Source organism: Vibrio crassostreae (genome assembly GCF_024347415.1).
Classification (GTDB): domain Bacteria; phylum Pseudomonadota; class Gammaproteobacteria; order Enterobacterales; family Vibrionaceae; genus Vibrio; species Vibrio crassostreae.
This window is the reverse complement of the sequence record NZ_AP025476.1, coordinates 679,456-694,437: the sequence shown is the minus strand read 5'-3', so window position 1 is coordinate 694,437 and position 14,982 is coordinate 679,456. Positions and strand designations below refer to the sequence as shown.

Annotated in this window: 13 protein-coding genes; all 13 read right to left on the bottom strand. The window is 44.8% G+C overall.

Annotated elements, in window-relative coordinates:
- Window positions 1-99 precede the first annotated feature (99 nt).
- Complete coding sequence (gene urtA, locus OC193_RS03230) at window positions 100-1,386, bottom strand: urea ABC transporter substrate-binding protein (RefSeq protein WP_017629853.1); 1,287 nt, start codon at window positions 1,384-1,386, stop codon at window positions 100-102.
- A gap of 294 nt (window positions 1,387-1,680) precedes the next feature.
- Window positions 1,681-1,908, bottom strand: a complete 228-nt coding sequence (locus OC193_RS03225) for a zinc ribbon domain-containing protein (protein WP_048663732.1) — start codon at window positions 1,906-1,908, stop codon at window positions 1,681-1,683.
- 36 nt (window positions 1,909-1,944) lie between these two features.
- Window positions 1,945-2,946, bottom strand: coding sequence for a sensor domain-containing diguanylate cyclase (locus OC193_RS03220; protein WP_048663734.1), 1,002 nt, complete (start codon window positions 2,944-2,946; stop codon window positions 1,945-1,947).
- 289 nt (window positions 2,947-3,235) lie between these two features.
- Window positions 3,236-4,138 carry a metal-dependent hydrolase gene (locus OC193_RS03215; protein ID WP_048663736.1) on the bottom strand — a complete coding sequence of 301 codons (903 nt, stop codon included), beginning with the start codon at window positions 4,136-4,138 and terminating at the stop codon, window positions 3,236-3,238.
- A 131-nt stretch (window positions 4,139-4,269) separates the two neighbouring features.
- Complete coding sequence (gene der, locus OC193_RS03210; RefSeq protein ID WP_017629857.1) at window positions 4,270-5,751, bottom strand: ribosome biogenesis GTPase Der; 1,482 nt, start codon at window positions 5,749-5,751, stop codon at window positions 4,270-4,272.
- Window positions 5,752-5,909: 158 nt separating this feature from the next.
- The gene (gene bamB / locus OC193_RS03205; RefSeq protein WP_048613470.1) at window positions 5,910-7,070 is read right to left on the bottom strand and encodes an outer membrane protein assembly factor BamB; all 1,161 of its coding nucleotides are present in this window, start codon (window positions 7,068-7,070) and stop codon (window positions 5,910-5,912) included.
- Window positions 7,071-7,080: 10 nt separating this feature from the next.
- Complete coding sequence (locus tag OC193_RS03200) at window positions 7,081-7,695, bottom strand: YfgM family protein (protein WP_048658834.1); 615 nt, start codon at window positions 7,693-7,695, stop codon at window positions 7,081-7,083.
- Between the two features lie 79 nt (window positions 7,696-7,774).
- Complete coding sequence (gene hisS, locus OC193_RS03195) at window positions 7,775-9,043, bottom strand: histidine--tRNA ligase (RefSeq protein WP_017062514.1); 1,269 nt, start codon at window positions 9,041-9,043, stop codon at window positions 7,775-7,777.
- A gap of 70 nt (window positions 9,044-9,113) precedes the next feature.
- Window positions 9,114-10,235: a flavodoxin-dependent (E)-4-hydroxy-3-methylbut-2-enyl-diphosphate synthase gene (ispG, locus tag OC193_RS03190; RefSeq protein WP_048658835.1), complete on the bottom strand. Its 1,122-nt coding sequence runs from the start codon at window positions 10,233-10,235 to the stop codon at window positions 9,114-9,116.
- Window positions 10,236-10,242: 7 nt separating this feature from the next.
- Window positions 10,243-11,199 (bottom strand): cytoskeleton protein RodZ, encoded by a 957-nt coding sequence (gene rodZ / locus OC193_RS03185; protein WP_048663737.1) that lies wholly within the window; start codon window positions 11,197-11,199, stop codon window positions 10,243-10,245.
- A gap of 441 nt (window positions 11,200-11,640) precedes the next feature.
- Entirely contained in the window at window positions 11,641-12,783 is a 1,143-nt protein-coding gene (locus OC193_RS03180; protein WP_017062516.1) for a bifunctional tRNA (adenosine(37)-C2)-methyltransferase TrmG/ribosomal RNA large subunit methyltransferase RlmN, read from the bottom strand.
- Window positions 12,784-13,074: 291 nt separating this feature from the next.
- Complete coding sequence (ndk, locus tag OC193_RS03175; RefSeq protein ID WP_008222758.1) at window positions 13,075-13,509, bottom strand: nucleoside-diphosphate kinase; 435 nt, start codon at window positions 13,507-13,509, stop codon at window positions 13,075-13,077.
- A 106-nt stretch (window positions 13,510-13,615) separates the two neighbouring features.
- On the bottom strand, window positions 13,616-14,911 hold the full coding sequence (gene pepB, locus OC193_RS03170; protein ID WP_017629862.1) for an aminopeptidase PepB: 1,296 nt from the start codon (window positions 14,909-14,911) through the stop codon (window positions 13,616-13,618).
- Window positions 14,912-14,982 lie beyond the last annotated feature (71 nt).

Below are 14,982 nucleotides of genomic sequence, written 5' to 3'. Positions count from 1 at the left end.
ATTATTGTTAGTTGAAACGATGAGCCTTCCGTTTGCTACACCTCATACAGAGAGACGTTCTTCCCAAACAAGAAGGCTCAATATTCCTAAATCAACGCTCTAGTTACCGCCAGAACACTTCTTGGTTTCGACGTTAAACGCACCACATGAGAATGGCTTAGACCAACTAGAGAACAGCTTCGCTGATTCAGGTAAGTAACTAGACCAAGCATCACCCGCAACAAGGCCTGTGGTTTCCCAAACAATATCGAATTGACCATCGTCTTGGATTTCACCGATCAAGACAGGTTTAGTGATGTGGTGGTTTGGCAGCATGGTAGAGTAGCCGCCAGAAAGGTTAGGAACAGACACGCCAATCAAGGCATCTTGTACAGATTCAGGATCGGTTGTGCCCGCGTTGGTTACCGCTTGCGCCCACATGTTGAAGCCAACATAGTGCGCTTCCATTGGGTCGTTGGTGACACGCTTTTCACTCTTGATGAATGACTGCCACGTTTCAACAAACTCTTCATTGGCTTCGGTATCAACACTCATGAAGTAGTTCCACGCCGCAAGGTGACCAACCAGTGGTTCAGTATCCATACCCGATAGTTCTTCTTCACCAACAGAGAATGCAATAACCGGGATGTCTTCAGATGAAATGCCTTGAGCGCCAAGTTCTTTATAGAAAGGGACGTTCGCATCACCGTTCACAGTAGAAACCACTGCGGTTTTCTTACCTGCTTCACCGAACTTTTTGATGTCTGAAACAATAGATTGCCAATCAGAGTGACCAAATGGCGTGTAGTTGATCATGATGTCTTCTTCTGCGACACCTTTATCTTTTAGGTAGGCTTCAAGGATCTTATTGGTCGTACGTGGGTAAACGTAATCGGTACCTGCTAGTACCCAACGCTCAACTTCCAGCTCTTCCATTAAGTAATCCACGGCAGGAATCGCTTGTTGGTTTGGCGCTGCGCCCGTGTAGAAAACGTTTTTAGAAGACTCTTCACCTTCATACTGAACTGGGTAGAAAAGGATGCTGTTGAGCTCTTCGAATACCGGCAGCATGGATTTACGAGATACCGATGTCCAACCACCGAAAACCACGTCGACCTTCTCTTTCTCGATAAGCTCACGCGCTTTTTCAGCAAATAGAGGCCAGTTTGACGCAGGGTCAACGACTACAGGCTCTAGCTTTTTACCCAGCAAACCGCCCTTTTTGTTCTGCTCTTCGATGAGCATTAACACGGTATCTTTTAGCGTGGTTTCACTGATCGCCATGGTGCCAGACAGTGAATGCAGAACGCCGACCTTGATGGTCTCGTCAGCCGCAAGCACTGATGCAGAAGAAAATGAAAGTGTTGTACACAGTGCAGCTAGCGATAAATTGAACACCTTGTTCATGATATTACTCCATAATTGTATTTTTGTTATTCAATTACAGAGTTACAAGAAGAGTGCCAAACTTAAAAATTAACTAATGATTTTATAAGTCATTGTATTTATAGAATTTAAAAACAAATCACACCAATAGAGTGCATAGCAATCATGTAACTATGTTTCATGCTGGTGCAGTGGCGATAAGAATGAACCAAGATGACACATGCCTATTCATCAGATACAAAAAAGACTCAATACTTTAGTATTGAGTCTTTGGTATAACATCACTGACAGTCATTTAAGTGCTCGGGCTTAAGACTATTCCGCAGATTGGAATTCGAATTTTACTCTCGATTTAGACTTAAGCTCGTTGCAATCGCCATTACAAAAATAGCTCGCGGCACCACAGGCTTGAAGCTTCTCAAGTTGGCTACTGCACTCAGGACAAAACCCAACTTTAGTAAAGTGAGCCTGACAAGTTTCACAATGATATTTACCATCCCAACCAAGCTCAGACTGACACTTAGGGCAGATATTTTCACTCATTAGCATTTCCTAATTCACTACTCTGTTTACAATCTACTACTGCTGGGATTTAGCTTGCTTGATTTGGTACATGTTCTTATCAGCTTGTGCAATCAACTGGTCTAATCCTTGAGGATCTTTCTCACAAGAAAGCCCGACACTCACTGAAAACTGCACATCATTAATATAAAGCGCTTGTTGCAGTGCTTTTTCTAAGCTGTGATAGAAGCTAACAACGCTTTCTTGATCATCAAAACAAGAGAACACCACAAACTCATCACCACCATAACGACCTATCTTGGCACATGCTGTGGTTGCCTCATCAAGGACTTTTGCAACCGCCAACAACACATCGTCACCGAAACTGTGGCCATAGGTATCATTTATCGATTTGAACTTATCGACATCCACAAACAGACATGCCATTACCTTTTCTGAAAAACATCGTTTAGCCAAGACTTTTTCGGCTTCATTGAACAGTGCACGACGATTCAAGCAATGGGTAAGAGAATCACGATTGGCGAAAAAGTTAAGCTGATTCTCCAACTCGAACTTTTCTAGTGCTACCGAATACAGGGAGGCCAGTAGTTCTAAGATCTCGAGCTCAAATTCATGTGGTTCAGAGATGTACTGACTATAAATGGCAAAGGTACCTAATACATTACCGCGCGATGAGATAATTGGCACCGACCAACAAGCATGCAAGTTAGCTTTGTTGGTTAACACTAAGAAAGGTGCCCAGTTTGGGTGTGCATTTATATTGGAGACCATCACTGCTTTCTTAAGCGCAGCGGCCTCACCACAGGAACCAATCCCAGCACCAATTCCCACCCCTTCTATCTGTTGATTGTAAAAATCAGGCAGGTTAGGGGCATATTCAAGGTGTAGAGTTTTAGATTCTGAGTTGAGCAGCAAGATTGAAGCCATACGCTGCCCAAAAAGCTGCTCGGTAAGCTGAATAATCTTGTGATTTAAATCTTTGCGATCCATCCCAAGAGCAAGCTTCCGCAGCAAACTATTAACGGCTCGATGGCCTTCTAATAAAAATTGTTGTTCCATTCACTAAGGCTTTCAATTGTGTAATCGGGTACAGCTTGTTCTTATGCAAGCTTGTTATTGGTTAATAATAACACACTAAATTAGTACCACACACAATCGAAGATCATAGGTTGATCTTTCGCTTTATCTATTTTGATCAGCGATCTACCCCAAAAAGAATATTTATATCACCACACACCGAAAGCATAAGTTACATGTGCTGCATTTCAATTTTAAATAGTCATTTATATTAAAAATGACATCCAAAAACAAAATAAACAGCACAAGTTATTTCGATCTGTAACCTAAATCATCGAATTACATGCGTCAGCATTTCAATGTGTTGGTCATCTAGCTGGGTTAATTTAACCGATAATGCATTAAGCTCTGAGGTGTTCTCTATGTGAGTACCACCACACGGAATCGACACCAACGTCTCAGCATCCAGTTGCCATTCCCAGTAACGAGAGTCAATGAGTGCCTCACCTTCCAGTCGCATCGCGACTGGAGTCGACGGTGTGAGCCAACCTGAAATCATCTGGTTGATGTCAGCTTCAATGCCATCTAGGTTTGCTAGCATGTCTGCAACGTTCAAGCCGCGCTTCTTCAGAGTTTTACCCAAACGATACTTATCAGTACACAGCTCAGGAGTCACAAAGCTGGTCACTTGTGCGTAGCTATTAAAGTCGTAACTTCCGAGCGGATCTTTTCTGTCCGCATCTTTACGCCAGTAGCTTTCAGCCAATACTTTATTCAGGGCTAGAAAAGCGATGTGGCCAGCACTGTGACCACGGCTCAAACTGGCTTGATACTCTTTATCAACCGACAACACGACTTCGTCGCTAACCTTAATCATAGAAGCAGATGCGGGTAGCTGGTGGACAACCACAAACGCCCACCCTTCCGTATCACGCTTAACAGGGATATCTGCTGCGATATGAAGCTTGCCAGTAGATTGTTCTATTGCACCAACAAGACAGTCTTCAACGGGATATTGCACGTCACCGACATTCACAAAGCCTTGGTCTGCAGGGTGATCTGGCCAAATATGACTCACAGGGTGGAAAGGTGTTACTTCGGTGATCAGGTAAGTTTTGCTGTCGTCACTTTCAACATGCAGCGCCTTTGCGTTGAGCTGCCAAGCCTGATGACAAAATTGAGTAATGGTTGCTGTGATTGCTGACGCAGGTGTAATCAAATCGCTAGTAGTCATATCGTTCTTCTTTTGGAATCTAGTCTGATTCGTTAAGCCATGATGATAAAAACGTATTGTTATGGCTTAACGTGAATTTTGCTTAAAAAAATACCCGAGACAGGCTCGGGTATCAAATCTATTGGAAAGGTTTACTTACGACCTTTAACCATGCTCATCATACGTTTACGTTTGCGTTCTTGAGAAATTGTCAGCTTGTTTGTCTTAGCTTCAAATGGGTTCTCGCTGTTCTGGAACTGAATGCGAATAGGTGTACCCATAATTTCTAGTGAACGACGGTAGTAGTTCATCAAGAATCGTTTGTATGAATCTGGCAAATTACGAACTTGGTTACCGTGGATAACGATAATCGGTGGGTTGTAGCCACCAGCGTGCGCGTATTTCAGTTTCACACGACGGCCACGAACCATAGGCGGTTGGTGATCATCAGTCGCCATCTTCATGATACGAGTTAGCACAGAAGTACCAACACGAGTCGTCGCTGACTTGTAAGCTTCTTGTACAGACTCAAACAAGTGACCAACACCAGTACCGTGAAGTGCAGAGATAAAGTGAATACGTGCGAAATCAACGAAACCTAAGCGACGGTCTAGCTCTTTCTTAACGCGTTCTTTCACGTCGTTATCTAGGCCATCCCACTTGTTTACCGCAATCACGATTGAACGACCCGCGTTCAACGCAAAGCCTAACAAGCTTAGATCTTGATCAGAGATGTTTTCGCGAGCATCGATAAGCAGCAATACAACGTTGGCATCTTCAATCGCTTTCAGTGTTTTAACTACTGAGAACTTCTCTACCGTTTCGTTGATGTTTTTACGACGACGAACACCCGCAGTATCGATTAGAACGTATTCACGCTCATCACGTTGCATTGGGATATAGATAGAGTCACGAGTTGTGCCTGGCATATCGTAAACAACCACACGTTCTTCACCAAGAATACGGTTAGTTAGTGTTGATTTACCTACGTTAGGACGGCCAATGATTGCTAGCTTGATTGGTTGATCTTGAAGACGCTTGAATTCTTCTTCAGCTTCTTCTTCTGTAAATTCAACCTGCTCTTCTTCTTCGTCTTCAAACTCAGTTAGATCGCTTACTTCGCCATTTTCCGCTTTTAGCGCTTCTGCGAACGGGTTAAGAGCAAGGTCAATCAGTGCAGTAACGCCACGACCGTGCGCCGCAGCGATTTGGTACATGTCTTCTACACCTAGTTGCCAGAAGTCAGCACTTGCAGCATCAGGGTCGATACCATCAACCTTGTTTACTACTAGCATTGAAGGCTTTTCTAGTTGACGTAGGTGCTTAGCAATCGCTACATCAGATGGTGTTAGACCAGCACGGCCATCTACCATAAATAGAACAACATCAGCTTCATCAATCGCTGCTAGCGACTGTTCAGCCATTTTAGTTTCAACACCTTCTTCAGTACCGTCGATACCGCCAGTGTCAATAACAATAAAGTCATGCTCGCTAAAATGAGCATGGCCGTATTTACGGTCACGCGTTAAGCCAGGGAAATCCGCAACCAATGCATCACGAGTTCGAGTCAATCGGTTAAATAACGTAGATTTACCTACGTTCGGACGCCCTACTAGAGCAACAACAGGTACCATAACAACCTCTACAATTTCTTCTCTAAATGTAGTTATAGGTAAGCACTTGTTCGCAAGTTTAAACTCTTACCTATAACCACACGGTTTATTAATTTTTAACAACAAAACGGCTCCTGGCTGTTACCAACCAGGAGCCGACTGTGAATTATATCACGCTTTTATTGGCTAATCGTTAGTTTCTTTACATCGCCATTGCGAGTCGTCACTAAGTAGCCTTCAGGCAGTTCAATTGGTGCAACCGCAAAGCCGCTATCATCGACAAGCTGTTGAGCAACAAACTCACCCGATGAACGATCTAACCAGTGCAGGTAACCTTCTGTGTCACCCACGACTACATAACCATTAATAATAGCAGGTGCTGTCAGTAAGCGGTTTTCTAACAATGGAGTGCTCCACAGTTCAGTACCACTACGAGCATCAACCGCAACCACATGGTCTTTGTCGGTAACAACGAACAAACGGCTGCCATCACTTGCTAAATCAATCGCTGACGAGTAGTTACGCTTCCAAATTGGCTTACCAGAACGAAGGTCAATTGCAATCAGCTGACCATTAATACCTACGGTATACAAGGTGCCACCGAGAACAATTGGAGATGCATCAACATCAACCAAGCGATCGATTTCCGTTGCGCCTTTTGGCGTACCTACTGGCTGTTGCCAAATAAGCTGACCACGGTCAACGATAGCCGCAGCTAGACGACCATTTGCTGTACCCCAGAATACACCACCAGAAACCGCAACCGGTGAGCTATCACCTCGGAGTGTTAGGCTTGGTACTTCAGTACTGATGGTCCATTTTTGTTCGCCACTGGCTTGATCTAACGCGATCAACATACCGCGACTGGTATGAACAATGACCATGTTGCTATCAGTTGCTGGGGATGCAAGCACCTCGCCATTCACTGATACACGCCACAGCTCTTCACCGGTCGATTCTTCCAATGCGATCACTTCGCCATTTTCAGAACCAACAAATACTTTACCGTAAGCCGCCGTTAAGCCACCCGATAAACGAGCCAGTACGTCTTTCTCAAGATCGACTTTCCACAGCTCTTTACCTGTATCAGGATCAAGCGCTTTAACCATACCTTCACGGCTTGCAACAAACACTTTGTCGTAAGCCAATTCTGGCGTTAGTTTTGAAAAGTAGTGACCAACACCATCACCAACCGACGTAGACCATTCCTGACTAGGAGTGAACTCGCTGTTTACCGTTGGTACTGGAGCCATGATTACGGTGTCTTCTTCACCCGCACAGCCAGCTAGTAGGCCAAGAGCAATCGCACACAACGCCGCTTTTGGAAACATCTTCTTCATTCAAAGCGCCTTATTTAGCTAGGTCGTCAAGTTTGATTTGAAGCGTTTGGCTAGCATCAACAGCTTGCTGTGCTTCTGTGTAAGCACTGTATGCTGCGTCAGTGTCGCCTTTACGAAGTGAGATATCACCACGCAGTTCAGCAACACGGCCTTTCCAAGATTCATCAGTCATAGCAGCAAGATCAGTCAATGCTGCGTCAAATTCACCTTGCTCAGCTTTAATGCGTGCAACACGGTAAGTAAGTAGTGGCGCAAGTGCCGCGTCCTTAGTTGCCGATTTTGCCCACTCTAGCTGTTCAAGTGCTGCTGCTAGCTCACCCGCTTGCACTTGTACTTTTGCTAATTGCATAGCTGCAAGTACTGAGTACTCAGCGTCTTTGTTTGCGTCGATAAAAGCTTGAATATCAGATTGAGCATCAACGCCCTTAGTATCAAGAGCTGAAATTACAGAGGTGTAGCTTTCTGAAGCTGCTTCACGCGCTTCAACGACTGAATCTTGGTAATAACGCCAGCCAAATAGACCACCTAAACCAATAACCGCACCAAAGATTACGGCTTTACCGTTCTCTTTCCACCAATCTTTAATGGCTTCAACTTGTTGCTCTTCGCTATCGTAAAGTTCCACTTCCTGTCCTCTTTAATTCTTTAAACGCCAGCATAGTGCTGACGTTAGTATTCATTATGAGCGTTTGCTCAATGGCTAATTAGATTAGCGCAGCAACTTTCTCTGCAACTTCCGTTTGAGACACGGTTTCTTGCTCGCCGCCAACCAGATCTTTTAGCACAACTGTATTGTCAGCAACTTCGTTCTCACCAAGTACCAGCGCCACAACAGCACCTACTTTGTCAGCACGTTTGAATTGCTTCTTGAAGTTACCACCACCGAAGTGGTTCATTACACGCACGCCTTCAACGGTGTCGCGTAATTGATTCGCTAACTGCATGCCCGCGATCATAGTACCTTCGCCAGCAGCAACTACGTAAACATCAACGCTACGGCGAACTTCTGTTAGCTCTAGCGTTTCCATCATAAGAACCAGACGCTCTAGACCCATTGCGAAGCCAACTGCATTGGTTGCTTTGCCGCCTAGTTGCTCAACAAGACCATCGTAACGGCCGCCGCCACATACAGTACCTTGAGCACCAAGGCTGTCAGTGATCCACTCAAATACAGTGCGGTTGTAGTAATCTAGGCCACGCACTAGACGCTCATTAACTTGGTATTCGATACCAACAGCGTCAAGAAGTTCACACAAACCAGCAAAATGTTGCTTCGATTCTTCACCTAAATATTCAGATAGTCGAGGTGCGTCACCTAAGATAGCTTGAACATCAGGGTTCTTAGTATCAAGTACACGTAGAGGGTTAGTGTGCATACGACGTTTGCAGTCTTCATCTAGCACATCAATGTGTTGCTCTAGGAAAGCCACTAACGCAGTGCGGTAGCTTACGCGATCTTCTTGAGAACCGATTGAGTTCAGCTCTAGGCGAACGTGCTTATCGATACCTAGCTCACGCCATAGACGTGCAGTCATCATGATAAGTTCTGCGTCAACGTCTGGACCGTCTAGGCCAAACACCTCAACACCACATTGGTGGAATTGACGGTAACGACCTTTTTGAGGACGCTCGTGACGGAACATTGGACCCATGTACCATAGGCGCTGTTCATCACGGTTGATAAGGCTATTTTGAATACATGAACGTACACAACCTGCTGTGCCTTCTGGACGCAGCGTTAGGCTATCGCCATTGCGGTCATCAAAAGTGTACATTTCTTTAGAAACAACATCTGTCTCTTCACCAACTGCACGGCTAAATAGGTTTGTTTCTTCAACGATAGGCATACGTACTTCGTTGTAACCGTATGCGCTCACCACGTTTTTAACTGCGCTTTCTACTTTCTGCCACAGTGGTGATTGAGTTGGAAGGCAGTCGTTCATGCCTCGAATTGCTTGGATATTTTTAGCCACAGTATTTATTCCGTAATTTCTCACGACCAGGTGTTAGTGCGAATAGACAATCACACCCCATCGCGTTGTATTAATCTTCTAAGTTTTCTACATCAATGCGATTTGCTTGATCAAGCACTGACGCTTTTGCACGAATCTTTGCTTCAAGTTTGTCGACAAGATCATCGTTGTCGAAGCGCTCTTTCTGGCGCTTACCGTCTTCGTAGAAGGCACTCTTACGTGCACTACCCGCTAGACCTAAGTGAGACACTTCAGCTTCACCAGGGCCGTTAACCACACAACCGATGATTGACACATCCATTGGAGTGATCACGTCTTCTAGGCGCTCTTCAAGGGCATTAACAGTGTTAATAACATCGAACTCTTGACGAGAACAGCTTGGGCACGCAATGAAGTTGATGCCACGCGAGCGAATACGCAAAGATTTAAGAATATCAAAGCCGACTTTGATCTCTTCAACAGGATCAGCCGCTAGCGAGATACGCAGCGTATCGCCGATACCTTCAGAAAGAAGCATACCTAAACCTACCGCGGACTTCACAGAGCCAGCACGTGCCCCACCCGCTTCGGTAATACCAAGGTGAAGAGGTTGGTCAATCTGCTTAGCCAGCAAACGGTAAGAACCAACAGCTAGGAATACATCAGACGCCTTCACGCTGACTTTGAATTGATCAAAGTTCAGGCGGTCGAGGATATCTACGTGACGCATTGCTGATTCAACAAGCGCTTCTGCTGTAGGCTCTGTGTATTTCTCTTGGATCTCTTTCTCAAGAGAACCGCCGTTAACACCAATACGAATCGGAATATTCATATCACGTGCGCAATCAACAACTGAGCGGATACGGCTTTCGTTACCGATGTTACCTGGGTTGATACGCAGACAGTCAACGCCGTACTCTGCCACTTTAAGAGCAATACGGTAGTCGAAGTGAATATCAGCAACCAAAGGAACAGAGACCTGCTGTTTGATTAGCTTAAAAGCTTCAGCGGCATCCATAGTCGGTACAGATACGCGAACGATATCTGCGCCAACTTTTTCCAAAGCTCGAATTTGAGCAACGGTCGCGGCTACATCTGTTGTTCTTGTGTTGGTCATGGATTGCACAGCAATTGGTGCACCATCACCGATCGGCACATCACCCACATAAATACGGGTTGATTTGCGACGAATAATAGGAGATTCGTGTTGCATATTAACTCTAAGGTAAGGTTATTCTAGCTACTTTGCCTGAAGTATACCCAGAAAGGTCGACAGGTTCACTTGCAAATGTCATTGATACGCCCTCTGGCGCACCTAGAATCACTTTATATGGCGCAGTTCCTGATAGATTTAATGACTGACCTGCTTTTTTGATGCCAGTCGACAGGGTTTTACCGGTTGCATCTTTTACTTGGATCCAACAATCAGCAGAGAACTGCATCGCTAGCTCGTTAGCCACAACTTCAGGAGTAGCACTTGCTTCTACAGCTTCTGCCTTAGCAGCAACTTCAGTAGCGGGTTCTGTCTCTGTTGCTTGTTGTGCCGCAGTTTCGTCAGCTAGAATAACTGCATCTGAAGTATCTTCCGTATCGCTTATAGCAACAAGGTCATCTGTACTTTCAGCAACAGCAGCACCTGCTTCGTTTTGTTCAGCTTCAATCACTTCTAAAGAGGTGAATTCAGGGGCAAGTGATTCTTCTACCGCTAGCTCTTCTGAACTTGCAGTATTCGCTAAAGATTGAGATAGGGTGTCTTGCTGTTGGTTCTGCCACCACCACAGTGAAGAGATACCCGCAATTACCGCAAAAATGCTCCAAGTAAGGATCATAATACGGCTGTTGTGCTTCTCGGTTTTGGTCTTACGAGAAAAGCTCAGCATTTCTTGCTCTTGATGCTGAGCATCACCAGCATGATGCAGCGCACTCAATACGACTTTTTCGTCAAGATTGACGTATTTCGCGTATGAACGAATGTAGCCACGCATAAACGTCGCCACTTGATCTGACTCGAATTGGTTTTCTTCAATTTGCTGAATCAGCGTAACGCGAAGTTTTAAGCGATCAGAAATCTGCTTTTGCGTTAAACCAAGAGCTTCTCGTTTGTTCTTAAGCAGCGTTCCCGCTTCCAAAGCTGGAGCGATCGGTTCTTGCGTTTGTGTATCTTGTTCTGTGTTCATAGAGAGTGAACTTCTAAAGTATTATCGCAAGTTGAGGAGAGCGTTTTTTTATTGTCGTTTAAGCTCAATCTAACAACCCACGTTATGTGGAATTTTTCCTGCTATCTGAATCATCAACCTTTAAAGGCGAACATCATTCATTTGTCATGGATGACCTTCTCAGGAAGCTAGTTTATCAAGTAGCCAACCTAAATAGACATATTGGCGATCAGTAGCAAGCGAGCACTTAAATTAATTTAAGATTAGTTAATCATAAGCTAATGCCATTACAAGGCAAAAACACTTTAAACAAAATTTACCGTCAGCTCATGGTTTTGTCCAAAATTTGACGAAAAATGTAAGAAAGCGTGGGCAAGAAGTCCAAAAAATCAAAAACTGTCCCCCCAGAAAAGCAACAAGCCAGAAGTAAGACTTCTGGCTTGTTTAGGTTCTAATCGCGTTTTATACCGCTTTTACTTCAATCACACCACCTGCAATCAAGTTCGCTTCAGAAGCTGCTTTAAGCATTTTAGTACGCTTGGTTCTGTCAATAACATCACCGACTAATTGACCACACGCGGCATCAATATCATCACCACGCGTTTTACGAACCGTTACTGTGTAGTTGTATTCCATCAGCGTTTTTTGGAAGCGATCAATTCGAGAGTTACTTGGCTTCTTATAAGGCGAACCCGGGTAAGGGTTGAATGGAATCAGGTTGATCTTACAAGGCGTCTCTTTCATTAGCTCTGCAAGTTCACGTGCGTGGTCCATATCATCATTCACATGATCCAATAACACGTACTCAACCGTTACTTTACCGCGGTTAGCATTTGAAGAGGCAATGTAACGACGAACAGATGCTAGGAAGTCTTGGATATCCCAACGATCGTTGATCGGCATGATTTGGCTGCGTAGTGCATCGTTTGGCGCATGCAGAGAGATAGCCAATGCTACATCGATGTTGTCTGTCATTTGGTCAAGGCCAGATACAACACCAGAAGTTGATACGGTTACACGACGCTTAGACAGTGCGAAACCTAGATCATCAAGCATGATTTCTAATGATGGCATTAGGTTCTTCATGTTCAATAGAGGCTCGCCCATACCCATCATTACAACGTTAGTAATTGGACGACGACCGGTTTCTTTTTCTAGGCCGATTTCGCGAGATGCACGCCAGATTTGGCCAACAATCTCTGAAACTTTTAGGTTACGGTTAAAGCCTTGTTGAGCTGTAGAACAGAACTTACATTCAAGTGCACAACCAACCTGTGAAGATACACACAGCGTCGCACGGTCACCATCTGGGATGTATACCGTTTCAACGTCTTGGTCGCCAACGCTCATCGCCCATTTGATTGTGCCATCTGAAGAGTGTTGAGCTTCAGAAACAACAGGTGCAACAATCTCACAGCGACGTTGCAGTTTCTCACGTAACTTTTTGTTGATGTTGTTCATTTGTTCGAAGTCATCGACACCGAAGTGATAAATCCACTTCATCACTTGCTCTGCTCGAAACGCTTTCTCATTCAGTTCTTCTGTGAAAAATTTACGAAGACCTTTACGATCAAAATCGAGTAGATTGACTTTAGCTGTGGTCATGATGCCTCTCAATGACGGAACAATAATTAAGGGCGCGAATTGTACAGGCTTTACGCAACTTCAACAAGCACTGTAAAACCCTGTGTTTATTAAGACATTCAAACTTAAGCGATTAAAATTTGAACAACTGTATTTATCCGCCTGAGATTACCCAATTTAAACAAAAGATTCCCGATTACACTCCTTCGTCGCTTTTAGGAATGACGACTAAATTGATTATCGAGAACGTAAAACTCACTTACAAAAAAGGCCTCACCGAAGTGAAGCCTTTAGAATCATTTGCTGTGTCGCTTATTGAGCTGGGCGTGGGCAAATTTCAGATTCTGGGAAAAAGAATTCGATTTCGCGAGCTGCAGACTCAGGGCTGTCGCTGCCGTGTACTGAGTTGTAACGCATGCTGATTGCGTAGTCAGCGCGGATAGTGCCGCATGCTGCTTCTTCTGGGTTAGTTTTACCCATGAGTTCACGGTAACGAGCGATTGCGTTTTCGCCTTCAAGTACTTGAACCATGATAGGACCAGAAGTCATGAACTCTTTTAGTGGACCAAAAAATTCTTTGCCTTCGTGTTCCGCATAGAAGCCGCTCGCTTGCTCTTCAGTCAGACGAACCATCTTAGCAGCGATAATTTCAAGACCTGCTTTTTCGATTCGGTGGTAAATTTCACCAACAAGGTTACGCTTAACTGCATCCGGCTTAACAATTGAGAACGTTCTTTCTAGAGCCATAGGGATTCCTTCACTTCATTTTTTTGTTATTAAATACTGAAATTACTGAGATCTTTCAATCTTAGCTTTATGAATGAGCGGCACAAAATACCGCTCACTCTTATTATTATTTTGCTTGGTCAACAAGAAGACGAGCCAGTGTACGAACACCCATACCCGTTGCGCCTGCCGCCCACTTATCACTTGCTGATTTACGGTAAGTACCCGCGCAATCCATGTGAATCCAACCTTTTTTGTAGTCGTCTACAAAGTAAGAAAGGAACGCAGCTGCTGTACTTGCACCCGGCGTGTAATCGCCCGTGCTGATGTTTGAAAGATCAGCAAAGTTTGAAGGCAACATGCCACGGTGGAAATCAGCAAGAGGCAATGGCCATAGGCCTTCTTTCTCTTGGTTTGCCGCCGTTAGCGCTTGATGAGAAAGCTCATCGTCGAAGCTTAATAGTGCGTGGTAGTCGTTACCCAGTGCATTTTTAGCTGCACCAGTTAGCGTTGCACAGTCGATGATAAGCTCAGGGTTTTGTGCACTTGCGTACATCAGGCCATCAGCAAGCACCAAGCGGCCTTCCGCATCGGTGTTCATGATCTCAACTGTCTTACCATTTTTGTAAGTAATGATGTCGCCAAGCTTCAATGCACGGCCAGAGATCATGTTCTCAGCACAACATAGGATAAGCTTGATACGCTTGTTCAGACCACGTTCAATCGCAAGACCCAAACCACCAGTGATGGTAGCTGCGCCGCCCATGTCAGCCTTCATCGCTGTCATGAATTGCCCTGGCTTGATGCTGTAACCGCCTGAGTCAAAGGTAATACCTTTACCCACTAGACAAGCAAACACTGGTGCGTTTTCATCACCGGTTGGGTTGAAGTCCAGTTGCAGCATTGCAGAGGTGCGCTCAGAGCCACGACCTACCGCATAAATGCCTTCCCAACCTTCAGTTAGGAGATCTTTGTCTTTAACGATTTTTGCTTTTACTGTGCCTGCTGGCGCCACTGATTTGATGTATTCAGCTGCCATCGTCGCTAATTGACGAGGAGCCACTTCTTCAGCCGTTTTATTGATAATGTCACGCGTCCAATCAGTAGCACGGATGCGAGCTTCTAGCTCAGCTTGATCGGCTTCTGAAAGTGCATCCCATTCCAATGCATTCTTTTTCTTTGGTCCACGGTAGCCTTGGTAGAAAGCCCAAACGCTTTCTAGATCCCAACCTTCACCACGAAGTGAAACGAATGCGATACCTTGTCCGTCAAGCGTACGACCAGCACGCTGAACCGCGCCTAGATCGTGGCCTTCACCAATGTGAATTGTCGCTCCCGCTTCTGAGAACGATAAAATAGCTCTTGCTCCCCACTGAGGCTGGGCAGCTTCTTGACTTAAAAATACTGACATCTGTGTAGACATGATTTCTCCTTGTCATGAACCACTTTGAGTGTGTGATTCTGATTATTTTTTATTAGCGCACTGATGTTAGC

Excerpts from the sequence above, each read along its gene's own strand:
- der (WP_017629857.1), bottom strand. The coding sequence starts at position 5,751 with ATGGTACCTGTTGTTGCTCTAGTAGGGCGTCCGAACGTAGGTAAATCT.
- OC193_RS03220 (WP_048663734.1), bottom strand. The coding sequence starts at position 2,946 with ATGGAACAACAATTTTTATTAGAAGGCCATCGAGCCGTTAATAGTTTG.
- rodZ (WP_048663737.1), bottom strand. The coding sequence starts at position 11,199 with ATGAACACAGAACAAGATACACAAACGCAAGAACCGATCGCTCCAGCT.
- ndk (WP_008222758.1), bottom strand. The coding sequence starts at position 13,509 with ATGGCTCTAGAAAGAACGTTCTCAATTGTTAAGCCGGATGCAGTTAAG.
- OC193_RS03215 (WP_048663736.1), bottom strand. The coding sequence starts at position 4,138 with ATGACTACTAGCGATTTGATTACACCTGCGTCAGCAATCACAGCAACC.
- pepB (WP_017629862.1), bottom strand. The coding sequence starts at position 14,911 with ATGTCTACACAGATGTCAGTATTTTTAAGTCAAGAAGCTGCCCAGCCT.
- OC193_RS03225 (WP_048663732.1), bottom strand. The coding sequence starts at position 1,908 with ATGAGTGAAAATATCTGCCCTAAGTGTCAGTCTGAGCTTGGTTGGGAT.
- OC193_RS03180 (WP_017062516.1), bottom strand. The coding sequence starts at position 12,783 with ATGACCACAGCTAAAGTCAATCTACTCGATTTTGATCGTAAAGGTCTT.
- urtA (WP_017629853.1), bottom strand. The coding sequence starts at position 1,386 with ATGAACAAGGTGTTCAATTTATCGCTAGCTGCACTGTGTACAACACTT.
- bamB (WP_048613470.1), bottom strand. The coding sequence starts at position 7,070 with ATGAAGAAGATGTTTCCAAAAGCGGCGTTGTGTGCGATTGCTCTTGGC.
- ispG (WP_048658835.1), bottom strand. The coding sequence starts at position 10,235 with ATGCAACACGAATCTCCTATTATTCGTCGCAAATCAACCCGTATTTAT.